Annotated in this window: 19 protein-coding genes, 1 tRNA gene and 1 other RNA gene; 10 read left to right on the forward strand and 11 right to left on the reverse strand. The window is 69.1% G+C overall.

Annotation, left to right across the window (positions count from 1 at the left end):
- Positions 1–56: 56 nt before the first annotated feature.
- Entirely contained in the window at positions 57–1,244 is a 1,188-nt protein-coding gene (locus tag FVO59_RS14585; protein WP_182253275.1) for a RimK family alpha-L-glutamate ligase, read from the reverse strand.
- Between the two features lie 25 nt (positions 1,245–1,269).
- Here FVO59_RS14585 and FVO59_RS14590 point away from each other — a divergent pair, with 25 nt between their 5' ends.
- Positions 1,270–1,746 (forward strand): ATP-dependent zinc protease family protein, encoded by a 477-nt coding sequence (locus FVO59_RS14590; RefSeq protein WP_182253276.1) that lies wholly within the window; start codon positions 1,270–1,272, stop codon positions 1,744–1,746.
- A 32-nt stretch (positions 1,747–1,778) separates the two neighbouring features.
- On the opposite strand, the gene FVO59_RS14595 is transcribed toward FVO59_RS14590, so the two are convergent.
- Positions 1,779–2,195, reverse strand: a complete 417-nt coding sequence (locus tag FVO59_RS14595; protein WP_182253277.1) for an RDD family protein — start codon at positions 2,193–2,195, stop codon at positions 1,779–1,781.
- A 117-nt stretch (positions 2,196–2,312) separates the two neighbouring features.
- Here FVO59_RS14595 and glnA point away from each other — a divergent pair, with 117 nt between their 5' ends.
- Complete coding sequence (glnA, locus tag FVO59_RS14600) at positions 2,313–3,737, forward strand: type I glutamate--ammonia ligase (protein ID WP_182253278.1); 1,425 nt, start codon at positions 2,313–2,315, stop codon at positions 3,735–3,737.
- Between the two features lie 126 nt (positions 3,738–3,863).
- Here glnA and FVO59_RS14605 read toward each other — a convergent pair whose 3' ends face one another.
- From FVO59_RS14605 to FVO59_RS14620, 4 genes are read right to left on the reverse strand one after another with little or no spacing between them, the layout of a single operon-like run.
- Entirely contained in the window at positions 3,864–4,799 is a 936-nt protein-coding gene (locus FVO59_RS14605; RefSeq protein ID WP_182253279.1) for a diacylglycerol/lipid kinase family protein, read from the reverse strand.
- Between the two features lie 28 nt (positions 4,800–4,827).
- Positions 4,828–7,806: a bifunctional [glutamine synthetase] adenylyltransferase/[glutamine synthetase]-adenylyl-L-tyrosine phosphorylase gene (locus tag FVO59_RS14610; RefSeq protein ID WP_182253280.1), complete on the reverse strand. Its 2,979-nt coding sequence runs from the start codon at positions 7,804–7,806 to the stop codon at positions 4,828–4,830.
- 9 nt (positions 7,807–7,815) lie between these two features.
- Positions 7,816–9,153, reverse strand: coding sequence for a glutamine synthetase family protein (locus FVO59_RS14615; RefSeq protein WP_182253281.1), 1,338 nt, complete (start codon positions 9,151–9,153; stop codon positions 7,816–7,818).
- 2 nt (positions 9,154–9,155) lie between these two features.
- Complete coding sequence (locus tag FVO59_RS14620; RefSeq protein ID WP_182253282.1) at positions 9,156–9,383, reverse strand: SPOR domain-containing protein; 228 nt, start codon at positions 9,381–9,383, stop codon at positions 9,156–9,158.
- Positions 9,384–9,451: 68 nt separating this feature from the next.
- Here FVO59_RS14620 and ppgK point away from each other — a divergent pair, with 68 nt between their 5' ends.
- Positions 9,452–10,195, forward strand: coding sequence for a polyphosphate--glucose phosphotransferase (ppgK, locus tag FVO59_RS14625; RefSeq protein WP_182253283.1), 744 nt, complete (start codon positions 9,452–9,454; stop codon positions 10,193–10,195).
- A gap of 54 nt (positions 10,196–10,249) precedes the next feature.
- Here the strand turns inward: ppgK and rnpB are convergent.
- The 4 genes from rnpB to FVO59_RS14645 all read right to left on the reverse strand — a co-directional run bounded on the left by rnpB (position 10,250) and on the right by FVO59_RS14645 (position 13,549).
- An RNA gene (gene rnpB / locus FVO59_RS14630) (RNase P RNA component class A) lies at positions 10,250–10,615 on the reverse strand.
- A 14-nt stretch (positions 10,616–10,629) separates the two neighbouring features.
- On the reverse strand, positions 10,630–12,345 hold the full coding sequence (locus FVO59_RS14635) for a bifunctional 3'-5' exonuclease/DNA polymerase (RefSeq protein WP_259363270.1): 1,716 nt from the start codon (positions 12,343–12,345) through the stop codon (positions 10,630–10,632).
- Positions 12,346–12,406: 61 nt separating this feature from the next.
- The gene (locus FVO59_RS14640) at positions 12,407–13,141 is read right to left on the reverse strand and encodes a zinc ribbon domain-containing protein (protein WP_182253284.1); all 735 of its coding nucleotides are present in this window, start codon (positions 13,139–13,141) and stop codon (positions 12,407–12,409) included.
- 9 nt (positions 13,142–13,150) lie between these two features.
- A complete protein-coding gene (locus FVO59_RS14645; RefSeq protein ID WP_182253285.1) occupies positions 13,151–13,549 on the reverse strand; it encodes a YchJ family protein in 399 nt (132 codons plus the stop codon).
- Positions 13,550–13,622: 73 nt separating this feature from the next.
- On the opposite strand from FVO59_RS14645, the gene FVO59_RS14650 reads away from it, so the two are divergent.
- The 3 genes from FVO59_RS14650 to FVO59_RS14660 are packed head-to-tail and all read left to right on the forward strand — an operon-like array spanning position 13,623 to position 16,553.
- On the forward strand, positions 13,623–14,462 hold the full coding sequence (locus FVO59_RS14650) for an aldo/keto reductase (protein ID WP_182253286.1): 840 nt from the start codon (positions 13,623–13,625) through the stop codon (positions 14,460–14,462).
- On the forward strand, positions 14,459–15,424 hold the full coding sequence (locus FVO59_RS14655) for a methyltransferase family protein (RefSeq protein WP_259363271.1): 966 nt from the start codon (positions 14,459–14,461) through the stop codon (positions 15,422–15,424). The genes FVO59_RS14650 and FVO59_RS14655 overlap by 4 nt, the downstream gene beginning before the upstream one ends.
- On the forward strand, positions 15,417–16,553 hold the full coding sequence (locus FVO59_RS14660; protein WP_182253287.1) for an acyltransferase family protein: 1,137 nt from the start codon (positions 15,417–15,419) through the stop codon (positions 16,551–16,553). The genes FVO59_RS14655 and FVO59_RS14660 overlap by 8 nt, the downstream gene beginning before the upstream one ends.
- A 25-nt stretch (positions 16,554–16,578) precedes the next feature.
- Here FVO59_RS14660 and FVO59_RS14665 read toward each other — a convergent pair.
- A tRNA-Val gene (locus FVO59_RS14665) sits at positions 16,579–16,651 on the reverse strand.
- 152 nt (positions 16,652–16,803) lie between these two features.
- Between FVO59_RS14665 and aceE the strand changes: the two genes are divergently transcribed.
- From aceE to FVO59_RS14685, 4 genes are all read left to right on the forward strand, one after another.
- Positions 16,804–19,530 (forward strand): pyruvate dehydrogenase (acetyl-transferring), homodimeric type, encoded by a 2,727-nt coding sequence (gene aceE, locus FVO59_RS14670; protein ID WP_182253288.1) that lies wholly within the window; start codon positions 16,804–16,806, stop codon positions 19,528–19,530.
- Between the two features lie 28 nt (positions 19,531–19,558).
- Positions 19,559–20,749 carry a PucR family transcriptional regulator gene (locus FVO59_RS14675; RefSeq protein WP_182256876.1) on the forward strand — a complete coding sequence of 397 codons (1,191 nt, stop codon included), beginning with the start codon at positions 19,559–19,561 and terminating at the stop codon, positions 20,747–20,749.
- A 113-nt stretch (positions 20,750–20,862) separates the two neighbouring features.
- Positions 20,863–21,783 carry an ACP S-malonyltransferase gene (locus FVO59_RS14680; RefSeq protein WP_182253289.1) on the forward strand — a complete coding sequence of 307 codons (921 nt, stop codon included), beginning with the start codon at positions 20,863–20,865 and terminating at the stop codon, positions 21,781–21,783.
- Positions 21,780–22,778: a beta-ketoacyl-ACP synthase III gene (locus FVO59_RS14685; RefSeq protein ID WP_182253290.1), complete on the forward strand. Its 999-nt coding sequence runs from the start codon at positions 21,780–21,782 to the stop codon at positions 22,776–22,778. Before FVO59_RS14680 ends, FVO59_RS14685 begins: the two co-directional genes overlap by 4 nt.
- The last annotated feature ends 10 nt before the right edge of the window (positions 22,779–22,788 follow it).

The raw sequence follows: 22,788 nt of genomic DNA on the forward strand, positions 1-22,788 counted from the left end.
CCGCGCGCATTCGACAGACGGCTCCTCTCATCCCGAGAGGAGCCGTCTGTCGCATCTCACTCTCCCAGGGGCTCCTTGGGCAGCCGGCGAACGCGCGGTCGCCGGCGACGCTTCTCCGGGATCATGGAGCGCATCTCCTCGAGCTTGCCGAAGCACAGCAGACGATCCTCGGCCTCGAGCACCACGTGCTTGCGCGGATTCGGGATCACGCTGACGCCTCGATGCAGGGTCAGCACGGTGATGTCCCGGTCCCACAGCCCCAGATCTCCGAGCTTCATGCCGACCTGCTCGGCGCCGGAGTGGATGAGCAGCTCGGCGACGCCGTAGCCCGTCGAAACGCTGAGGCGCTGACGGATGTCGATGTCGGGGAAGGCGACCTGATTCGCGATGTAGTCGATGATGGCGCCGGCGACGTCGAGCTTCGTCGCGGCCTCGATGCCCTGAAGGCCGGGCGACGAGTTGACCTCCATGACCAGAGGTCCGTCGTCGCTCTCGAGCATGTCGACGCCGGCGACGCGCAGCCCCATGATCTGCGCCGAGCGGACGGCCGTCTGCTCGTACACCGGGTCGAGGGTGACCGGCTCGACCCGTCCGCCGCGGTGCACGTTCGAGCGGAACTCGTCGCCGTCCGCGACACGGCGCATGGCGGCCACGACGCGGTCGCCGACCACGAGGGCGCGGATGTCGCGCCCTCGACTCTCGGCGATGAATTTCTGGATGAGCACGTTCTGCTTGGTCGAGTGCAGGGTCTCGATGATGGCCTCGGCGACCTTGACCTGCGGGGCGAGGATCACGCCGATGCCCTGGGTGCCCTCGAGCAGCTTGATCACGACGGGAGCCCCGCCGACGCGCTCGATGGCGGGACGCACGTCGGCACGGTTGCGCACGAATGCGGTCGCGGGCATGGCGATGTTGTGCCTCGAGAGGATCTGATTCGCGCGCAGCTTGTCGCGCGCGCTGGAGATGCCGTTCGCCGTGTTCGGCGTGTACACGTCCATCTGCTCGAACTGGCGCACGACAGCGGTGCCGAAGTACGTGATCGAGTTGCCGATGCGGGGCAGGATCGCGTCGTAGTCGCTGAGCTGCTTGCCGCGGAAGAACAGGTCAGGTGCGTCAGCGGTGAGATCGATCGCGAAGCGCAGGGTGTTCAGCACCTTCACGTTGTGTCCGCGCTGCTGCGCGGCGGCACGAAGTCGCTGCGTCGAGTACGAGTGCGGGGCGCGCGAGAGGACGGCGATCTTCACAGATGTTTCCTGCCAGGATGTAGGAGTGACACGGTCCTCTCATTCAAACACGTCCACGGGTTGGCGAGAGTGGGTCGGGCTTCCGGATCTTGGGATCGACTGGCTCAAGGCCAAGATCGACACCGGCGCCCGCACATCCTCGCTGCACGCCTTCGACGTCGTCGAGTTCGACCGCGACGACGAGGAGTGGGTGCGCTTCACCGTGTACCCCTGGCAGGACAGCACCGATGACGCCGTGATCCACGAGGCACGGGTGCACGACCGCCGCGCCGTGCGCAGCTCGTCCGGTCACACCGAGCATCGGATCGTGGTCACGATGCCCGTGCGACTGGTCGGTCGTGACGTGGATGCCGAGATCACCCTCACCAACCGGGATGAGATGGGATTCCGGATGCTGATCGGCCGCGAGGCGCTGAGGCAGGGGTTCCTCGTGGATCCCGCCCGGTCTTTCCTCGGCGGTCGAGCGCCGCGCGAGATGCGCCAGCGCAACCGCGGACGCTGACTCCGTCGACGACGCCGACTCGGCGCTGACGCCTACGAGCGGACCAGCACCGTGCCGGCGAGCTTGTCGTGCAGGCCACGCTGATCGGCATCCCAGATCACGGCCGGAATGACGAAGACCAGCAGCAGGGTCCGCACGACCGGTCGCCACAGGCCCACCCAGGCGCCGTCCACTCGCTGCACGCGCATGCCGAGCATCCGGTGCCCGGGGCTGCCGTTCGCCGTCGCCAGGAACACGACCTGCAGCACGGCGAACACCATCATCGGCGCGAACTGCCGCCAGCCGGCCTCGGCGGGCAGCTCGAGCGGGTCGTACCCCAGAAAGCCCATCGCGATGACGGTGGCCGCGAAGTAGTCGATCAGCAGGGCCCAGATCCGACGGGCGGGGCGGGCGATGCTCCCCGGTCCCGAGACGGGCAGTCCGAGGCGTTCGCCGGGGTAGTCACTCACCCGTCCAGCCTATCGAGCGGCTGTAACATGCCCGAAACACAGCGGACACGACGGGGAAATCCCGCGCGCATATTCTGCGTAAGGTTGATGCAACCGATACCCGATCAGGAGTCGTACATGTTCACAGAGCCCGCAGAGGTCATCCGCTACATCGAGGAGAACGACGTCAAGTTCCTCGACATCCGATTCACCGACCTTCCCGGGGTCCAGCAGCACTTCAACATCCCCGCCGCGACCGTCGACGACGACTTCTTCCGCGACGGCCAGCTCTTCGACGGCTCGTCCATCCGCGGCTTCGCGAGCATCCACGAGTCGGACATGCAGCTCATCCCCGACGTCACGACGGCGTACATCGACCCGTTCCGCACTGCGAAGACGCTCGTGATGGTCTTCGACATCTACAACCCCCGCACCGGCGAGATCTACAGCAAGGACCCGCGTCAGGTCGCCAAGAAGGCCGAGAAGTACCTCGCCTCCACCGGCATCGCCGACACGGCGTTCTTCGCCCCCGAGGCGGAGTTCTACATCTTCGACGACGTGCGCTACTCGGTCACCGCCGGAGAGAGCTTCTACAAGGTCGACTCCGAAGAGGCTGCGTGGAACTCCGGCCGCGAGGAGGAGGGCGGCAACCTGGGCAACAAGACGCCGTTCAAGGGCGGCTACTTCCCGGTCGCCCCGGTCGACAAGACCGCAGACCTGCGCGACGACATGACGCTGCGCCTGATCGACTCGGGCTTCCAGCTCGAGCGCTCGCATCACGAGGTGGGCACCGCCGGTCAGCAGGAGATCAACTACCGCTTCGACACGATGGTCAGCGCGGCCGACGACATCCTGAAGTTCAAGTACATCGTCAAGAACACGGCTGAGGAATGGGGCAAGACCGTCACGTTCATGCCCAAGCCGCTGTTCGGCGACAACGGCTCGGGCATGCACACGCACCAGTCGCTGTGGCTCGACGGCAAGCCGCTGTTCTTCGACGAGGCCGGCTACGGCCAGCTCAGCGACATCGCCCGGTGGTACATCGGCGGCCTGCTCAAGCACGCGCACGCCGTGCTCGCCTTCACCAACCCGACCCTCAACAGCTACCACCGCCTGGTCAAGCACTTCGAGGCGCCCGTGAACCTGGCCTACTCCGCGGGCAACCGCTCGGCCGCCATCCGCATCCCGCTCACCGGCTCGAACCCGAAGGCCAAGCGCATCGAGTTCCGCGTGCCCGACGCCTCGTCGAACCCGTATCTCGCGTTCGCCGCTCAGCTGATGGCCGGCCTCGACGGCATCAAGAACCGCATCGAGCCGATGGAGCCCATCGACAAGGACCTGTACGAGCTGCCCCCGGAGGAGGCCGCCAACATCCCGCAGGTGCCGAACTCGCTGCTCGACTCCCTCGAGGCGCTGCGCAACGACCACGACTTCCTGCTCGAGGGCGGCGTGTTCACGCAGGAGCTCATCGACACGTGGATCGAGTACAAGTACGAGAAGGAGATCCTGCCGATGGCGCAGCGTCCCCACCCGTACGAGTTCGAGCTCTACTTCGGGGTGTAGTCCCACCGCCGCCGATCCGGCGCTCTGAGAAGCCACTTCCTTCGCGAGAGACCACGTCTGAACGTGTTCCTCGTGCGGGAAGTGGTTTCTCGCGTGAGAGACCCGGCACTGCGGGGGCGCGTCGTGTCAGCAGAGGACGCGCAAGGCTCCCGGCTGCACGCGCACGGCGAGCGTCGAGATCTCGCCCGCCTCTTCGCCGTCGATCTCGAAGGGCACCGGGCTGGGCAGGGTGACGGCGATCTCCTGCCCCGTCAGGTGCTGCGCGAAGTCGATGCTGACGGTCTCGTCGTCGCCGCCGAGCAGCCGACGGATGCCGTTGTCCCAGACCACCGTGCGCAGCGTCTGCATCCACTGGGTGACGTTCTCGGCGCTGATGAGCAGCAGATCCAGGCGCCCGTCGTCGACCACCGCATCGGGCAGCAGGGTGACGCCGCCCTGGATGTCGCCGCAGTTGCCGATGAGCAGCGTGTGCCCGCTGAGCGTCTGCTCCTCGCCGTCGTCGAGCGTGATGTGGAAGTCGACCGTCTCCGACGCCGTCACCGCGCGTCCCATGGCCGCCACGTACGCGAGCCACCCTGCCTTGTCCTTGAGGTCGTCGTCGGTCTCGGCGAGCATGTGCGCATCGAGGCCGAATCCGACCATGACAAGGAACCCGGTCTCGGTCTCGGCGTCGTCGGTGCGGGTCCAGCCCATGTCGATTCGGCGCTCATTGCCGGCGGCGATCACATTCAGCGCCTTGGGGATGCTGCCGAGCGGGATGCCGAGGTTGCGGGCCAGCAGGTTCCCTGTGCCCTGGGGGACGATGCCGAGGGCCGGCGCCTGCTCCCCCGCCGAGGCGAGGACCTCGGCCACCGTGCGCACCGTGCCGTCACCGCCGACGGCGAGGACGACATCGCAGTCCGCGCGCACCGCCTCGGTGGCCATCGCACGACCCGGATCGTCGGCAGCCGTCTCCCACCACATGAGCTCGGTGTCCTCGGGGACCGCCGCTGTCACCGCATCCCGAAGCGCGTCGCCGTCGATCTTGGTCGGATTCCAGACGATTCCGAAACGCTGAGCCATCGTGCTCCCCCTCCGCCTCGGCTGATGATCAGCCGTAGAAATGCTTCTCGAACACCCTTCGCGCCCGTCGCGTGACCCGGAGATAGTCCTCTTCGAGCACGGTCGCAGCGCGGTCAGGATATCCCAGAAGTCGCCCGACGCCGTCGAGCTCTCGGATCTCGGCGGGCAGCACGTCCTTCGTCTGCCCCGTCAGCAGCGTCATCGCCGAACGCAGCCGGCTGGCGAGCACCCACGCCTCGCGCAGCCTCTCGGCGTCGTCCGCAGGTATCAGGTCCGCCAGCACCGCGGCATCCAGCGCCTGCAGTGTCGACGTCGTGCGAAGATCGGGCACCCGGTGGCCGTGCTGCAGCTGCAGCACCTGCACCATCCACTCGACATCACTGAGGGTGCCGGGCCCGAGCTTGAGGTGCCGTCGCGGATCGGCGCCCTGCGGCAGCCGCTCCCCCTCGACACGGGCCTTGATGCGCTTGATCTCGCGCACATCCTGAAGCGACACGCTCTCTGGGTAGCGGATGCTGTCGGCGAGCTCGGTGAAGCGGGCGATCAGCTTCACGCTGCCCGCGATGCCACGCGCACGCAGCAGCGCCTGGGCCTCCCATGACAGCGACCAGCGCCGGTAGTACTGCGTATACGCCTCGATCGTCCGCACGATCGGCCCGTTGCGTCCCTCCGGGCGCAGATCGGCGTCGAGCTCCAGCGGCACGCGCTGGTCGGCGAGATGCTCGCGCAGGCCCGCGACGATCTTCGCCGCATACTGCTGGGCGCGCTGCGGGTCGACGCCGTTCGGGTCGTAGATGAACAGCACGTCGGCATCGGAGCCGAAGCCGAGCTCCGCCCCGCCGAAGCGGCCCATGGCGATGATCGAGAAGTCCATCGCGTCGTCCTCCGGCGGCACGATCTCGCGCCGCACCGCGCGCAGCGCCGCCTGGATGGTCGCCTCCGTGATCTCGGTGAGCGCCCTCGCCATCTCGTCGACGCCGAACTGATCGAGCACGGCGGCCATCGCGGTGCGCAGCAGCTCGCGCCGTCGCAGCGCCCGCACCGCCCGCAGGGCGGCCTTCGTGGTCGCGTGCCGCGTCTGGATCGCGCGGGCCTCTTCGTCCAGTGCGGCGCCGCCGCGCGGGCGGAGCGCGGACGGCGCGTCCAGCCATGCCACGGACTCGGGGATCCACTCCATCAGCTCCCCGACGTACCGCGAGCTCGAGAGCAGGCGGGTCAGCCGCTCGGCGGCGCCGGATGAGTCGCGCAGCATCCCCAGGAACCAGTGCGTGTCCCCGAGCCGCTCGCTGATCCGCCGGAAGGCGATCAGGCCGTAGTCGGGATCGCTGCCGTCGGCGAACCAGCGCAGCATCACGGGCATGAGGTGCTTCTGGATGGTCGCCTTGCGGCTGAGGCCCGATGTCAGTGCTGCGATGTGACGCAGTGCGCCCGCGGGGTCGCGGAACCCGATGGCGGCCAGGCGGGATCCGGCCTGCGATGTCGAGAGCGTGCGCTCCTCGGCCGGCAGCGAGGCGACGGCCGACAGCATCGGGCGATAGAACAGGCGCACGTGCTGATCGCGCACCGCACGCCGCACATCGTCCCAGACGGCCTGGAGACCCGAGGCGCTGTCGGCCAGCGCGGTGGCGCGGGCCAGGCGGCGCATGCCCTCGTCATCGCGCGGCATGAGGTGCGTCCTGGTGAGGTCGTGCAGCTGCAGGCGATGCTCGAGTAGACGCAGGATGCGGTACTGCTCACCGAACGCGCTCGCCTCCGCGCGCCCAATGTAGCCGCCCTCGACCAGGGCGTCGAGCGACTCGAGGGTGCCCCGTGTGCGGATGCTCTCGTCTGTGAGCCCGTGCACGAGCTGCAGCAGCTGCACGGTGAACTCGATGTCGCGCAACCCGCCGGGCCCGAGCTTGATCTGGAAGGGCACGTCATCGGCGGGGATGTGGTCGGTGACGCGCTCGCGCATGCGCTGCACGCTCTCGACGAAGTCCTCTCGCTCGGCGCTCGTCCACACCTTGGGCTGGACGGCCGCGATGTAGTCGGCGCCGAGAGCGGCGTCCCCGGCGAGCGGACGGGCCTTGAGCAGGGCCTGGAACTCCCAGCTCTTGGCCCAGCGATCGTAATACGCGAGATGGGACGCCAGGGAGCGCACCAGCGCGCCCTGCTTGCCCTCCGGCCGCAGCGCCGCGTCCACCTCCCACAGTGGCGGTTCGATGTCGATCCCGCTCAGCGCGGTCATGGTCTCGCGCGCCAATCTGGTCGCGATGTCGATCGCCTTGGCCTCGGAGATCACGGCTTCGTCGGCGGTTCCGGCGACGAAGATCACATCGACGTCGCTGAGGTAGTTCAGCTCACGCGCACCTGCCTTGCCCATCCCGATGATCGCCAGGCGGGTCGCAGCGATCTCGTCCCTGGTGCCGGCGCGACCCGTCTCGGCGACGGTCGTGCGCGCGACCGCCAGGGCTGCGTCGAGCGCGGCCGCCGCCGCGTCCGCGAGAGCGGCGGAGACGTCGGCTATCGCCGCGGTGCCCGACTCCTGAGCGAGATCCGCTGCCGCGATCTCACTCAAGCAGCATCGGTAGGCGACGCGGAGCGCCCTCACCGGATCCGCAGCGCGCGCGAAGCCTGCGTCCGCGTCGACCGCGGTCAGCATCCGTGCGGTCAGCTCGGCAGCGTCCGGCAGATCCGTTCGCCGCAGCATGTCGGCGCGCAGGTGGAGAGGATGTCGCTCGAAGAAGGCCCCGAGCGCGCGGGACGCCCCGAACAGGCGCCACGCCGCCTCCCTCGCCGCTGGCTCCGAGAGCACAGCCGTGACCCGCGCCGCATCGCGGCGCGCGACGTTGACCAGGCCGCGCACAGCGGCATCCGGATCCGCCGCGATCATGCCGTCAGCGAGGTCGACGCGCTCGAGCCCTGTCAGCTCGGCTAGTTCGGTGAGGTCGGCCGACGCAGCGGTCAGCTCGACGAAGCCGAGCCGCGCGAGCGCGGACAGCGACACGGACGCATCAGGACGCGCCATCGCCGCGCCTCAGAGCAGCCCGAGGTTGCTCTTGAGCTCGAACGGCGTCACCTGGCCGCGGTATGCCTCCCACTCCTTCTGCTTGTTCAGCAGCACGTAGTTGAAGACCTGCTCGCCGAGCGTCTCGGCCACGAGCTCGGAGTCCCTCATGTAGTCGAGGGCGTGATCCAGGCTCGCCGGCAGCGGCGCATAGCCGAGGGCACGTCGCTCGGAGTCGCTGAGCGACCACACGTTGTCCTCGGCCTCGGGCGGCAGCTCGTACTCCTCCTCGATGCCCTTGAGCCCGGCGGCGAGCATCAGGGCGTATGCGAGGTAGGGGTTCGCCGCCGAATCGAGAGCGCGGTACTCGATGCGCGTCGACTGGCCCTTGTTCGGCTTGTACATCGGAACACGAATGAGTGCGGAGCGGTTCGCGTGACCCCAGGTGACGAAGCTGGGCGCCTCATCGCCGCCCCACAGGCGTTTGTACGAGTTGACGAACTGGTTCGTGACAGCGGCGATCTCGTTGGCGTGACGCAGGAGCCCGGCGATGAAGCGACGGCCGGTGAGTGAGAGCTGGTACTCGGCGCCGGCTTCGTAGAACGCGTTGACGTCGCCCTCGAACAGCGACATGTGCGTGTGCATCCCGCTGCCCGGGTGATCGTTCAGAGGCTTCGGCATGAACGTCGCATACACGCCCTGCTCGATCGCGACCTCCTTCACCACGGTCCGGAACGTCATGATGTTGTCGGCCGTGGTGAGTGCGTCGGCGTAGCGCAGATCGATCTCGTTCTGTCCGGGACCGCCCTCATGATGGCTGTACTCGACCGAGATGCCGAGGTCCTCGAGCATCCGCACCGCGCTGCGCCGGAAGTCGTGGGCGGTGCCGCCGGGCACATTGTCGAAGTAGCCGGCGTTGTCGACCGGAACCGGGCCCTCTGCGCCCAGCTGCGAGGACTTCAGCAGGTAGAACTCGATCTCGGGATGCGTGTAGAAGGTGAATCCGGCATCCGCGGCCTTCGCCAGCACGCGCCGCAGGACGTTGCGCGGATCGGAGATCGCGGGACGGCCGTCCGGTGTGGTGAGGTCGCAGAACATGCGCGCCGTCGGGTCGACCTCGCCCCGCCACGGCAGGATCTGGAAGGTCGACGGATCCGGCTGCGCAAGCAGGTCGGACTCGTAGGTGCGGGTGAGGCCCTCGATCGCCGAGCCGTCGAAGCCGATGCCCTCTGCGAAAGCCCCCTCGACCTCGGCCGGGGCGATCGCCACAGACTTGAGCGTGCCGATCACGTCGGTGAACCACAGTCGGACGAACTTGACGCCGCGCTCCTCGATGGTGCGCAGCACGAAGTCGCGCTGCTTGTCCACCCTCACTCCCCCGACTCGGGGGAACGGGAGTTCGAACCGGACCCCCAGGAGTCGTCGGCGGCATCCTCTTCGGCCCAGGCCCGCGAGCGCTCCTTGAGGGTCTCCGGTGCCCGAGCTGCGTCCTCTCTGGTGTCGAACGGACCGACCCGGTCGACGGCGGCGGACTGCATGCCGAACTCGACCTCGCCGGTGCTGAGGTTGTACCAGTACTTCTCGTCGCCGTCGGACATGTCAGCTCCTTCGTCGGGTTCTCGTCACGATCCTAATCGCTGGGTCGGGCATCGCTAGGCTATTCGCCATGGCACAGGCAATCGGCGTCGACATCGGCGGAACGGGCATCAAGGCGGGCATCGTCGACCTCGAGACGGGCACACTGGCTTCGGACCGGGTCCGGGTGCCCACGCCGGAGGGCGCTCACCCCGCTGACGTGGTCGAAACGGTGCGCGAGGTGCTGAGCACTCTCGGCGTCAGTGAGTCGACTCTGCCGCTGGGCGTCGCATTCCCGGCCATCGTCAAGTTCGGCAGGACGCTCTCGGCCGCCAACATCTCCAAGGACTGGGTCGACTTCGAGGCCGAGAAGTTCTTCGAAGACGGTCTGGGGCGTCATATCACTTTCGTGAACGACGCCGATGCCGCCGGTGTCGCCGAGGCCCGTCACGGGGCTGCCCGCGACGCCCGCGGCCTCACGATCATGACCACGCTCGGCACCGGGATCGGCTCGGCGTTCCTCTACAACGGGGTGCTGGTGCCCAACACGGAGCTCGGTCACCTCACGCACGAGGGCGAGTCCATCGAACGCTGGACGGCGTACTCGGCGATGGAGCGCGAGAGCCTGTCATGGGAGGACTGGTCGGCGCGCCTTCAGGAGTTCTACTCCCACGTCGAGTTCCTCTTCAGCCCCGACCTGTTCGTCGTCGGCGGAGGCGTCTCGAAGCACCCCGAGAAGTTTCTGCCGCTGCTCGACCTCAAGACGCCCATCGTCGCGGCCGTGCACCGCAACGCATCCGGCATCATCGGCGCCGCCGCGCTGTCGGCCGACTAACCGCACAGCAGAAGGGGCCCGGTCACTGACCGGGCCCCTTCTGCTGTGTCAGGGCGAGTGGGCCGGCCTGTACGCCGGGTTCTGTTCAGGAGTACTTCGCTCCCTTGACGGCCATCTCTCTCGACGACACGTTGCCGTGTCGTTCCAGCGACCTACCCGAGGACTCGGCGAGCCGCGTCAACGTCCTCTGTCTGGTCTTGCTCCGGGCGAGGTTTACCTGGCGGAGCGTGTCACCACGCTCCCCGGTGGTCTCTTACACCACCCTTTCACCCTTACCCCCATCACGAGGATGAGGGCGGTCTTCTCTCTGTGGCACTGTCTCGCGGATCGCTCCGGGTGGGTGTTACCCACCGCCCTGCCCTGTGGAGCCCGGACGTTCCTCGGTGCGCTCACGCGCCACGCGACCGTCCGGCCGACCCACTCGCCACTCGATTCTACGCGCCCTTCGCCGCGTCCTCCGCGACATGGACGTCGAGCGGGACATCCAGCGGGAAGCCGGGAAACAGCCTCGCCGTCGCAGCGTCGGCGGCGTCGCGCACGATCTGAGCGACCGCCTCGGCCTGCTCGACGGGTGCATGCACGATCACCTCGTCGTGCAGGAAGAAGGCGAGGTGCGGGCGGTCGCGGAAGACCGGCCCCGATGCCGATGCGGGCCTGGGTGCCGGGGGCAACCCCATGAGGCGATGCCGGATCTCGGCGAGCCACAGCAGCGCCCACTCTGCGGCGGTACCCTGCACGACGAAGTTGCGGGTGAAGCGACCCCGGTCGCGCGCTCTGCTGCGTGCCCGGCTCTCCTCCGGGCCCGCCGCTTCGGGCCCGCTGGCCTGAGACTGCGCCAGTCGCCACGCATCGTCGGGGCGGGGCGAGGTGCGGCCGAGCAGCGTGCTGACCACCCCGCCCTGCTCGCCGGTGCGCGCGGCGGCGTCGACGAGCCCCATCGCCCGGGGGTACACGGTGCGCAGCCGAGGCACCAGCTGACCGCTCTTGCCCGTGGTCGCCCCGTACATGGCGCCGAGCACGGCGTACTTCGCCTCGTCCCGTGTGGCGACAGCTCCCGAGCGCACGACGCCCTCGTACAGGTCGCGCCCGCGCGCCGCCTCGACCATCGCGGCGTCGCGCGACATGGCGGCGAGCATGCGCGGCTCGAGCTGCGCGACGTCGGCGTCGACGAGCGTCCAGCCTGCGTCCGCCCGCACCGCGCTGCGCAGCTGCCGGGGTATCTGCAGCGCCCCGCCGCCGGATGACGCCCAGCGCCCTGTGACCACGCCGCCGGTGAGGTAGACGGGGCGGAACCGCTCGTCGCGCACCCACTCATCGAGCCACGCCCACCCGTTCGCGGTGAACAGACGGGCGAGCTTCTTGTACTCCAGCAGCGGGCCGACGACCGGATGCTCGATCCTGGCCAGTTCCCAGCGCGACGTCGACTCGACGAACACTCCGGCCCGGTGCAGCGCGCGCAGCAGCCGGGGCGGGCTGTCGGGATTCAGGCTCGGATCATCGAGATGACGGCCGATCTCGGCTGCCAGGTTCGCCATGCGCGCCGGCCGCGCGCCGCGCAGCGGGCGCTGACCGAGCTGCTGCTCGAGGATGCCATGATGGGCGGTCGTGCTCCACGGGAGCCCGGCAGCCGTCATCTCCTCGGCGATGAGCGCTCCGGTCGATTCGGCGGCGCACAGCAGCGCGAGCCGAGCATCCGGCGCGTCAGCGAGCGCGGACAGCTGCGCCAGCCACTGCGCACGCACCTCGTCGAAGCCCTCACCGTGCTCCGTCTGGGGAGCACCGACATCGAACAGGCTCGGCTGCATCGCGGCATCCGCGACATCGTCCGCCCTCAGCCACCGACCCGACGCCGGGAGCGGACTGGACAGCGAGGCGGTGTCGCGGAGGATCGCATGGCACAGCAGCAGATCGTGCGCGCGGCGGAGCCGCACGCCTGCCGTGAGCAGGGGCGGATAGAAGCTGCGCAGGCTCCGCACCGTCCACCGCGGAGAGACCCGCTCCTCCAGCTCGCGCACCCGCGCGACGAGTTCGCCTTCCGACACCTCGGTGACCGCCGGTTCGGCATCGGGGTCTGCGTACAGCGCAATCGTCCAGCCGCCGGCCTCGGCGCGTGCCACGAGGGCGTGCGGCGGCTCGGCGGGTCGGGTCACAGCATCCGGTCTATCACCGGCATCCGACGTCGACGCCGTCACGCCGACGGCGCGAGGCTCGTCACAGACCCGATTCCTCGGTGCGCACGAGAATGCCGCCGCACTCGGGGCACGACACGACGTCGTCTGCGGCAGCGGCGCGCACGGCGTTCAGCTCGCTCCCCGCGAGCACCATCTGACAGCCCTCGCAGATCCGGCGACGCAGCAGTCCGACGCCGATGCCGCCGCGCGCGGCCCGGCGCGTGTACTCGGCGAGCAGCTCGGCCGGCACGCTCTCGGCTACAGCCGCCCGGTCGCGCGTGAGGTGCTCGCCCTCCGTCGCCGCCGCCGCCATATCGGCCTTCGCGGCGGCGGTCAGCTGCGCGCCCTCCGACTGGGTCTGGTCGATCAGAGCCTGCTGCGCATCGACAGCCGCCTGCGCCTCTTCGACCCGTCCCATCACATCGAGCTCGGAATCCTCGAGCATCGTGATGCGGCGCCCGAGGCTCTCGATCTCGTTCTCGAGGGCCTGAGCCTGCTTCGGGTCGGTCGCCGTTGCCAGCCGTTCGGCGTCCTTGTCCCGTCGCTGAGCAGCGAGGGCGACATCGGATTCGAGACGCGCCAGCTCGGCCTTCGCGTCGTCGAGCACACCCGTCAGCGCGGTCAGCTCTCCCAGCTGCTGCTGCCGTACCGCGGCCAGCTCGTTGATGCGAGCTCCCTGCGCCGGTGTCGTGCGCGCGCGCTCCGCCTGCGCGATCCTCCGATCGAGATCGGCGATGTCGAGAAGGCGGCGCTGGTGCTCGGGGCTGGCTTTCACCCCTCAAATCTAACCGCTGCGGACCACACCGTCGACGTACAGCCAGAGCCGGTCCTCGCGCACGAAGCTGCTGCGCTCGCGCAGAGTCCCCCGTCCGGCCGCATCGCGGTAAAAGGCCTCGAACTCGACCACGCCACGGTCATCGAAGGGTCCGCCGGCCACGTGGTCGATGATGTCGAGGCGCTGCCAGCGGGTCTCGTCGTCGAGGTCGAGACGATCGGGGCGAGTGGACGGATGCCAGGTGCGCAGCAGATGGTCGACGTCTGCGACCGCGAACGCGGTGAACCGGGAGCGCATCAGCCGCACCGCTGTCGGCGCAGAGCCGGATGCCAGCACAGGACCGCAGCATGACCCGAACAGGTCTCCGCTGGTGCAGGGACAGCGCTGATCGCTCGCCGGGTTCGCCATTCCTCCATGCTGTCACGCGGACGTCCCGCCGGCCGGTCGTAGGCTGGCAGTGACCGACCTTCGGAGGATTCCCATGACGCCTGCCCCCGTCTTCACCGCCCACAACGGATTCGAGCTCCCCGCTGTGGGACTTGGCACCTACAGACTCGACGGCGCGGCCGGAGCGGAGTCGGTCACCGCTGCCCTCGCCCTCGGGTACCGCCTCGTCGACTCGGCGTTCAACTACGAGAACGAGGGAGCAGTGGGCGCCGGCGTCAGGGCATCCGACGTCGACCGCTCCGAGGTCATCGTCACCACGAAGCTCCCCGGGCGTCATCACGAGACCGCGAAGGCGCGCACCAGCATCGAGGAGAGCAGGTTCCGCCTCGGCCTCGACGCCACCGACCTCCACCTCATCCACTGGCCGAATCCGATCACGGGGAACTACGAGCAGGCCTGGCAGGCGCTCGTCGACGCGCAGCAGCGCGGAACGGTGCGCCAGATCGGCGTGTCGAACTTCCTCCCCGAGCACCTCGAGCGCATCGAGGCCGCCTCCGGCGTGCGCCCTGTCGTGAACCAGATCGAGGTGCACCCCTACTTCCCCCAGGAGGAAGCGCTCGCGTTCCATGCCGAGCGCGGCATCCTGACCGAGGCGTGGTCGCCCCTCGGGCGGGCACGCGAGGTGGTGAACGAGCCGGTGATCGTCGAGATCGCCCGCAGCCACGGCATCTCCCCCGTGCAGACGATCATCGCCTGGCATGTCGCACGCGGCACGGTCTCAATCCCGAAGGCGTCGTCGCCCGAGCACCAGCGCACCAACCTCGAAGCCGCAGCCGTCGTGCTCGACGCCGCCGAGGTCGACGCCATCACCGGTCTCGGCCGGCCCGACGGGCGTCTCTTCGACGGCGATCCGTCCACGCACGAGGAGATGTGACCCTCACCTCGCACCTCGACCGCCGCGCCGGGCGGGTCTACTTCGCCCTGCAGGCGACCGCGGGCGCACTGTGGTGGGTCGGCGTCGCCACCGTCTCCGCGGTCAGGGAGGCGACGCTCGGGGGCCTGCCCGTCATGCTGGTCGCGCTCCTCGACATCCCTCTCTTCGTGGTCATGTCGGCCCTCGCTGCGTTCGGACTGCGCTGGTGCGCCGCAGCGGCAGCGTCATGGACCGTGCTGGTGACCGCGTCGATGGCCATCTACGCCACCGTCACCGGGCTCGCCGGCTGGGGCGCGCTCGCGATGGTCGCGGCGAGCATCGGCTCGCTGGGCGCGCTGCTGCTGGTGACACTCGACCGGATCCCGTCGGAGTGGCTGCTGGTGGGGCCGTTCCGAGCTCGGGTCGCGTCGTCGGCCTCCCCCCGTGCGCATCTGCGCCGCACGGCCGCCCAGATCGTCGTCTTCTGGGGTGGCGCGCTGGTGGTCGTCCCCGCTGCGATCGCCGCGCTCGAGATGCGCTGGGGACTGCACCTGGCGATGCCGATGGGCGTCCGCGCAGCAGGGGCGGTGCTGCTGGTGGCGGCGTCGGCGCTGGGCATCCGGTCTGCCACCGTGATGGCCGGAACCGGCGACGGCACGCCGCTGCCGAGCGCCACCGCTGCGCGCCTGGTGGTCACGGGACCGTACCGGCACATCAGGAATCCGATGGCCGTGGCCGGCATCGCCCAGGGCGTCGCGGTCGGGATGCTGTGCGGGTCGTGGCTGGTGATCCTGTATGCGCTCTGCGGATCGCTCGTGTGGAACGACCTCATCCGCCCGTGGGAGGAGAAGGATCTCGCCGCCCGTTTCGGAGCGGAGTACGAGCGGTACCGCGAGCGGGTGTCGTGCTGGGTACCCCGGCGACCGCGCGCCGTCGCGAGGCGGCGGGAAGCCGCCCCCTCGTATACTGACCCGGATGTCTGAGCACAGTGAGCCCCCCGTCACGCCGGCCCCTCTGACCCGAGCAGCGGCGCGGCGCGCCGGTGCGCTCCGCCCCGGTGAGCCGGGCGACGCCGCAGCAGCCGAGCCACTCGCGCCGGTCGCCGGTCAGACCGGTCGCGGTGCCGACATCAGCCGGGCGCTCGAGCGCCACGACCGGCGCATCGGCTGGATGGATCTGCTGCGCGGTCTGTCGATCCTGCTCGTGATCCTGCACCACAGCACGCAGATCGTCGCGTACCGGATCGACGACGTGCCCGAGTTCTTCACCTTCCTCAGCGCGTTCTTCGCCCCGTTCCGCATGCCGATGCTGATGTTCCTCTCCGGACTGCTCGTCGCCGGCTCGCTCAACGCCCCCGCCGGCAAGTACGTGTGGGGCAAGGTGCGCCGCATCGTGTGGCCGATCATCGTGTGGACGTTCATCTACACGGCATCGCAGCTGGTCGCCGACCCCGGGCTGAAGCACATGCCGTGGGAGCCCGCCTTCTGGGACACCTACCTGTGGTTCATGCAGTTCATCTTCGCGTACTACATCATCGCGCTGCTGCTGCGATGGGTGCCCGCCTGGCTGATGGTCGCGGTGCCGTTCGCGGCCATGTTCCTCATCCCCGCCGATCTCGAGCTGCTGCAGCGCTTCTTCTACCTGATGCCCTTCTTCTTCCTGGGGGCGTTCATCGAGAAGCACTGGAACCGGTACGCCGGGCTGCTGAGTGTGCCCCTCGCCGCCGGTCTCGCGATCATCCCGCTCGGCGTGGCTCTGTACTCGGGCTTCATCGAACCGCTCTGGTACGAGCCCCTCTCCGCTCTCCCCGCGATGCTCGGCATCCTGATCCTCGTGCGTCTCACCGCCGCGGCCCCTGAGGCGCGCTGGCTCGCACCGGTGCGCTTCGTGGGTCAGTACTCACTGATCTACTACGTCGCCCATTACCCGGTCTTCGCTGCGCTCGGCTGGCTGGCGGCAAAGGCGGGCATCACCAGCCCGGGGCTCGGCCTGGTGCTCATCTTCGCCGCGACGGTCGCGATCTCGACCGGCTTCGCCCTGATCGGACGACGGATGCCCGTGAGCCTGCTCTTCGAGCTGCCACGTCGGATCGGGCGGGCCAAGCGGGCATGAGCTCGTCGGGTCGGTGATCTATCGGTGGGCCCTGCCGGGATCGAACCGACGACATCCACGGTGTAAACGTGGCGCTCTACCAGCTGAGCTAAAGGCCCTGGTACTGACATTCTACGGTGCGGAATTTGCCGAACCCGCCATCGGAACGGATATAGGCTGAGCACAGCGCGTGTTGTGCAGAGCCGACAAGGCTTCCCACGCTGCATCCCGTTTCCTTGGCACGACCTGCCAGCTTGACGAAAGGCTCCACGTGACCGTCCACGATCAGGACCCGTACTCCCAGGCACCTCTGGACAGCGACCCGGAGGAGACCGGAGAGTGGCAGCAGTCACTCGATGAGCTGGTGGATGCGAAGGGGCCGGGGCGCGGCCGGGAGATCATGCTCAGTCTCCTCAAGCGCTCGAAGGAGCGTCACCTCGGCGTGCCGATGGTGCCCACCACCGACTACATCAACACGATCGCGGCTGAGAACGAGCCCGAGTTCCCCGGCGACGAGGAGATCGAGCGCCGCTACCGGCACTGGATCCGCTGGAACGCCGCCGTCACCGTGCACCGCGCCCAGCGCCCCGGCATCGGGGTCGGCGGTCACATCTCCACCTACGCCGGTGCGGCGTCGCTGTACGAGGTGGGCTTCAACCACTTCTTCCGCGGCCAGGACCACCCCAGCGGCGGCGACCAGATCTTCATCCAGGGCCACGCATCGCCCGGCATCTACGCCCGCTCCTTCCTCGAAGGACGCCTGAGCGAGGCCGACATGGACGGCTTCCGTCAGGAGAAGTCGCAGGAGGGCCACGCGCTTCCGTCGTACCCGCACCCGCGCTCGATGCCGCACTACTGGCAGTTCCCGACCGTGTCGATGGGTCTCGGGCCGATCAACGCGATCTACCAGGCGCAGGCGAACAAGTACCTGACCAACCGCGGCATCAAGGACACCGGCGACCAGCACGTGTGGGCGTTCCTCGGCGACGGCGAGATGGACGAGGTCGAGAGCCGCGGCCAGCTCCAGGTCGCCGCGAACGAGGGGCTCGACAACCTCACCTTCGTCATCAACTGCAACCTGCAGCGTCTCGACGGCCCCGTGCGAGGCAACGGCAAGATCATCCAGGAGCTGGAGTCGTTCTTCCGCGGCGCGGGCTGGAACGTCATCAAGGTCATCTGGGGCCGCGAGTGGGACGACCTGCTCGCCCGCGACGCGGACGGCGCGCTGCTGAACATCATGAACGCCACGCCCGACGGCGACTACCAGACGTACAAGGCCGAATCCGGCGCGTACATCCGCGAGAACTTCTTCGGCCGCGACGAGCGGGCCGCCGCCCTCGTCAAGGATCTCTCCGACGACGACATCTGGCACCTGCGCCGCGGAGGACACGACTACCGCAAGGTCTATGCGGCGTTCAAGTCGGCCATGGAGCACAAGGGCCAGCCGACCGTCATCCTCGCCAAGACCGTCAAGGGCTACGGTCTCGGACCGCACTTCGAGGGCCGCAACGCGACCCACCAGATGAAGAAGATGACGCTGGAGAACCTCAAGACCTTCCGCGACACCATGCAGATCCCGATCACGGATGCGCAGCTGGAGGAGAACCCCTACCTGCCCCCGTACTACCACCCGGGTCAGGACGACGAGACGATCCAGTACATGCTCGAGCGCCGTCGCGCGCTCGGCGGACTGCTCCCCGAGCGCCGCACCACGCACACGGCCATCTCGCTGCCTGACGACTCCGCCTACGCGCTGCCGAAGAAGGGCTCCGGCACGCAGGAGATCGCCACGACCATGGCGTTCGTGCGTCTCCTGAAGGACCTGCTGCGCTCCAAGGACTTCGGCCACCGCATCGTCCCGATCATCCCCGACGAGGCGCGCACGTTCGGCATGGACGCGTACTTCCCCACGGCGAAGATCTACAACCCGAACGGGCAGCACTACACCTCCGTCGACCGCGAGCTGCTGCTCGCCTACAAGGAGAGCCCCCAGGGCCAGATCGTGCACGTCGGCATCAACGAGGCAGGCGCTCTCGCCGCCTTCACCGCCGCCGGCACGTCGTACTCGACCCAGGGCGAGCCGCTGATCCCGATCTACATCTTCTACTCGATGTTCGGCTACCAGCGCACCGGCGACGCGATGTGGGCCGCCGGCGACCAGATGGCGCGAGGCTTCATCATCGGCGCCACCGCCGGCCGCACCACGCTCACCGGCGAGGGCCTGCAGCACGCCGACGGACACTCGCCGCTGCTGGCATCGACCAACCCGGCGACTGTGTCGTACGACCCGGCCTACGGGTACGAGATCGCTCACATCATGCGCTCGGGTCTCGAGCGCATGTACGGCGGCTCGCACCCCGACCCCGATGTCATGTACTACCTAACGGTGTACAACGAGCCCCTCGTGCAGCCCGCCGAGCCGGAGGACGTCGACGTGGACGGCATCATCCGAGGCATCCACCGCATCAAGGTCGGCTCGGGCGAGGGCCACCGCGCCCAGCTGTTCGCCTCGGGCGTCGGCGTGCCGTGGGCGCTCGAGGCGCAGGAGCTGCTTCAGAAGGACTGGGGTGTGAGCGCCGACGTGTGGTCGGTGACGTCGTGGAGCGAGCTGCGCCACGACGGCCTCGCCGTCGACGAGCACAACTTCCTGCACCCGGAGGAGGAGCCGCAGACGGCGTACCTCACCCAGAAGCTGCAGGGCGCCGAGGGCCCGGTCGTCGCAGTCAGCGACTTCATGCACGCCGTGCAGGACCAGATCCGCCCCTGGGTGCCGAACCGGTACTACACGCTCGGCGCCGACGGCTTCGGCTTCTCGGACACCCGCGCTGCCGCCCGTCGCTTCTTCAAGATCGACGGACCGTCGATGGTCGTGCGCACCCTGCAGGCGCTCGCCGACGAGGGCAGGATCGACCGCTCGGTGATCGGCCAGGCGATCGAGAAGTACCGCCTGTTCGACGTGAACGCCGGCACCAGCGGGAACGCAGGCGGCGAGAGCTGAACCTGTGAGCAGTACCTCCCAGCAGGCCATGGACAAGGCCGCGACCCTCGCCTGGCTGCGCCGGATCTCCGGTGACATCGCGACGGTGACGATCAAGCGGCTCGAGGACACCCTGCCCTGGTACGCCGACATGCCGCCGGCCCGACGCTCCGCCGTCGGGCTGGTGGCGCAGGCCGGCATCACCTCGTTCATCCAGTGGTACGAGGATCCGACCTCGACCCCCTGGATCGCCGCCGACATCTTCGCCGCCGCCCCGCGGGAGCTGCTGCGCAGCGTCAGTCTGCAGCAGACCCTGCAGTTGATCCGCGTCACGGTCGAGGTCACCGAGGAGCGGGTCGCCGGCCGCGGCGAGGACCTGCGCGAAGCGATCCTGCTGTACTCCCGCGACGTCGCGTTCGCGTCGGCAGACGTGTACGCCCGCGCGGCTGAGGCGCGAGGGCTGTGGGATGCCAGGCTCGAGGCGCTCGTCGTCGACTCGATCCTCACGGGCGAGGCGGACGAGGAGCTGCCCAGCCGGATCGCTGCACTGGGCTGGCACGGCCACGGCGAGGTCTGCGTGATCGTCGGGACGACTCCCCCGCAGTTCGACGTCGACCTCGTGCGCCGCACGGCGAGGCGGCTGTCGGTCGACGTCCTGATCGGCGTGCAGGGCTCGAGGCTCGTGCTGGTCATCGGCCGCGCACGCGTCCCCGGCAAGGAGGAGGCGACCGAGGAGCTGCCCTTCAGCGAGATCGCTCAGCGTCTGGAGCCCTCGTTCGGCCCCGGCTACGTTGTGCTGGGGCCGCCTGTCTCGGCCCTCGTTGACGCCGGTCAGAGCGCACGCGCGGCCCTCGCGGGGTTCGCCGTCGCCCGAGCCTGGCGCAGCGCACCGCGTCCGGTGGAAGCCGACGACCTCCTGCCCGAACGCGCCCTCGCCGGCGACACGCTTGCCAAGCAGACCCTCATCGAGCGGATCTTCCGTCCGCTGCAGGCGCACTCGACCGACCTCGTCACGACCCTCTGGAGCTACCTCGACAACGGGCGCTCCCTGGAGGCCACCGCCCGAGAGCTCTTCGTGCACCCCAACACGGTTCGCTACCGCCTCAAGCGGGTGACCGAGGTGATCGGCTGGGACGCGACGGGGCCGCGCGAGGCGCTGATCCTGCAGACCGCGCTGATCCTCGGATCGATCGGCGCAGCCGAACCCGTGCGCCGCCGCGCCATCCCCCGTCGCCGCTGAGACGAAGCACCCTCCCGAAGCGCGGCGGCGAATGTACGCCACGCACAATCGATTCGTCGATTGTTGTGATGTTTCATCCACCACTAGCGCCGAATCGTTGGCAGACTGGTCTGGTGATTGTCGTCGCATCGCCCGGACAGGGTTCACAGACTCCCGGTTTCCTCGCACCCTGGCTCGAGCTGGACGGCGTCGCCGACCAGCTGGCCGCCTACTCCGAGGCTGCGGAGGTCGATCTGATCGCACACGGCACCGAGTCGGACGCCGACACGATCCGTGATACCCGCATCGCCCAGCCCCTCATCGTCGCAGCCTCGCTGGTCGCCGCCGAGCAGCTCACCCTGCGCGCCGGACGTCGCGCCGACGGCGTCGCCGGGCACTCCGTCGGCGAACTGGCGGCTCTGGTCGGGGCCGAGGTCGTCGCCGCCGGCGATGCGATGCGGCTGGTCGGCATCCGCGGTCGCGCGATGGCGGATGCCGCGGCGCAGACGCCCACCGGCATGAGCGCCGTCCTCGGAGGCGACGCCGACGAGGTCCTCGCGCTTCTCGACGAGCTCGAGCTGACTCCGGCGAACTACAACGTCGCCGGTCAGATCGTCGCCGCCGGAGCCCTTCCCGCCCTCGCCCAGCTCGCCGAGCGGGCCCCGCGCGGCGTGCGCGTCATGCCCCTGCAGGTCGCAGGCGCGTTCCACACCTCGTACATGGCGCCCGCCGTCGACACCCTGCGCTCCGCCGTGGCCGGTGTCACCCCGAGCGACCCGACCATCACCCTGTGGTCGAACCGCGACGGTGCCGCCGTCGATGCGGGCCAGGAGGCGCTCGACCGCATCGTCACGCAGGTCTCGTCGCCCGTGCGCTGGGATCTGTGCATGGAGTCATTCGCCGCTGCCGGGATCACCGGCTTCATCGAGGTCGCTCCCGCCGGAGCGCTCGTCGGCCTCGCCAAGCGGGGCCTGCGCGGCATCCCGAACGTCGCGGTGAAGACCCCCGACGACCTCGACGCAGCCGCCGAGCTGCTGAATGGAGCAGTCTCGTGAGCATTCTCAAGCAGGCCACCGGCGCCGCCCACACCCGCATCTACTCCGTCGGTGCGGCACGCGGCGAGAACGCCGTTCCCAACGACGACCTGGTCGGGCCCATCGACTCCAGCGACGAGTGGATCCGGCAGCGCACCGGCATCATCACCCGCACCAGGGCCGTCCCCGAGACGAGCGCCATCGAGCTCTCCGCCGACGCCGCGAAGGAGGCCGTCGAGCGCTCGGGCATCGACCCTGCCGAGATCGATCTCGTCATCGTCGCGACCATCAGCAATCCGAAGCAGACGCCGTCGGTCGCCGCCATCGTCGCGGACCGCATCGGCGCCACTCCCGCCGCGGCATATGACATGAACGCCGCGTGCGCCGGATACGCGTACGCGGTCGCGCAGGCCGACGCGCTCATCCGCGCCGGAGCCGCGCGTCACGCCGTAGTCATCGGCGCCGAGAAGCTGTCGGACGTCGTCGACCCGACCGACCGCAGCATCTCCTTCCTTCTCGGAGACGGCGCCGGCGCCGTCGTCATCGGTCCGAGCGAGACCCCGGGCATCTCTGCCACGGTCTGGGGATCGGACGGCTCGAAGGCGGACCTCGTCGGCATGAACCACACTCTCACCGAGTTCCGAGACGGCAAGGCACCCTGGCCGACGCTCCGTCAGGAGGGACCGCGCGTGTTCCGCTGGGCGGTGTGGGAGATGGCCAAGGTCGCCCGCGAGGCGCTCGAGAAGGCAGGCGTCGAGGCATCCGATCTCGCCGCCTTCATCCCGCACCAGGCGAACCTGCGCATCATCGAGGAGTTCGCCAAGCAGCTCAAGCTGCCGGAGACGACCGTCATCGCCCGCGACATCGAGACGACGGGCAACACCTCGGCGGCATCGATCCCCCTCGCCACCCACCGCCTGCTCGAAGAGCACCCCGAGCTCAGCGGTGGTCTGGCGCTGCAGATCGGATTCGGCGCCGGACTCGTCTTCGGCGCGCAGGTGGTCGTGCTCCCCTGATCGGGCGCGC

It is taken from the genome of Microbacterium esteraromaticum (genome assembly GCF_014084045.1).
GTDB lineage: Bacteria > Actinomycetota > Actinomycetes > Actinomycetales > Microbacteriaceae > Microbacterium > Microbacterium esteraromaticum_D.

Coding starts and splice junctions, on each gene's coding strand:
- FVO59_RS14620 (WP_182253282.1), bottom strand. CDS start 9,383: ATGTCCGACGGCGACGAGAAGTACTGGTACAACCTCAGCACCGGCGAG.
- glnA (WP_182253278.1), top strand. CDS start 2,313: ATGTTCACAGAGCCCGCAGAGGTCATCCGCTACATCGAGGAGAACGAC.
- FVO59_RS14610 (WP_182253280.1), bottom strand. CDS start 7,806: ATGGCGCGTCCTGATGCGTCCGTGTCGCTGTCCGCGCTCGCGCGGCTC.
- FVO59_RS14605 (WP_182253279.1), bottom strand. CDS start 4,799: ATGGCTCAGCGTTTCGGAATCGTCTGGAATCCGACCAAGATCGACGGC.
- ppgK (WP_182253283.1), top strand. CDS start 9,452: ATGGCACAGGCAATCGGCGTCGACATCGGCGGAACGGGCATCAAGGCG.
- FVO59_RS14650 (WP_182253286.1), top strand. CDS start 13,623: ATGACGCCTGCCCCCGTCTTCACCGCCCACAACGGATTCGAGCTCCCC.
- FVO59_RS14660 (WP_182253287.1), top strand. CDS start 15,417: ATGTCTGAGCACAGTGAGCCCCCCGTCACGCCGGCCCCTCTGACCCGA.
- FVO59_RS14645 (WP_182253285.1), bottom strand. CDS start 13,549: ATGGCGAACCCGGCGAGCGATCAGCGCTGTCCCTGCACCAGCGGAGAC.
- FVO59_RS14675 (WP_182256876.1), top strand. CDS start 19,559: ATGGACAAGGCCGCGACCCTCGCCTGGCTGCGCCGGATCTCCGGTGAC.